A 1,014-nucleotide genomic window follows, 5' to 3' on the forward strand; every position below is an offset into this window, starting at 1 on the left:
TACTTTTTTATGTCCTCTTTTTATGGCTTCAACTGCTTTTCGACGTAAATCATAGCTATAAGGTGCTGGCATAGTCTTGGCGATCGCTGATGACTTTATTATTTTATTCCTATTATAAAAATGTCAACAGCCATAATGCGTAGTGCTATAGCTAATAGAAGGGTGTAAGTTTTTATATTTATCATTATCAGTTTTATTCTAATGAAGAAAACCAAGTAACCTAAGTAAAGAATTAGCCAAATGATAAACAACTGGAATAGATACAGCATTCCCAAATTGTTTCTTAGCAATATTTTCCCTACTATGCGCTCTAAACCAACTAGGAAAACCTTGTAACTTAGCACAGTCTTTTGCAGTTATATACCGATATTTTTTCTTCCGATAAATTTCCTTGATAAATAAAGACTTATACTCCTCTGGAGTTTCTCCATTAATAGAAACCGTAGCTATACAATCTTTTGTACCTGTAGCAGTTAAGGTAGGCAGAATCTCTGAATGAGGTAAAAATATTCTATATATGCCATTAATTCCCGATGAATTTTTAGAATTAATAAATTCATAACCCTGCTCCGCAACATAACGAATAATTTTCTTCTCCACCAAATTATTCAACTCTTGAACTTGCAAATTATCTATTAACTCAGATAAATTTGTAAAAGATAAAGGATTACCATCTTTTTTACCGTACTTTTTTTTTCGTCTATTTTTGAGAATAGTTTCACAAATAAACTTTTCCCTTTTAGTTGTCTTGATAAGCTCCCAAGAATGAATAGTTGTATGACCATTTCTCGTATCACAAAAAACAAAAAAATCATTCAACTCATCATTTTTATGAAATCTATTTCTAGATACTGGAACAGTACCATTAAACAAAATATATGGTGATAATTTTGCCTTTTGAATATCAAAATTGCTCTGGAGACCATCAAGAACTTGGAAAAGTTTAGCTTGAAACTTCAATGGTTCGGGAAAATGAAAACTATCTATTTCTAAATCTTCCCTAATCCCCACAAT

Annotated in this window: 1 protein-coding gene; it reads right to left on the bottom strand. The window is 31.1% G+C overall.

Features of this window, described 5'->3' with window-relative positions; genetic code table 11:
* Positions 1-198 precede the first annotated feature (198 nt).
* The coding region (locus tag F6K22_RS41550; RefSeq protein WP_293111063.1) for a DNA cytosine methyltransferase at positions 199-1,014 on the bottom strand (816 nt) is incomplete at its 5' end.

The organism is Okeania sp. SIO2F4, from assembly GCF_010672385.1.
Lineage (GTDB): Bacteria > Cyanobacteriota > Cyanobacteriia > Cyanobacteriales > Microcoleaceae > Trichodesmium.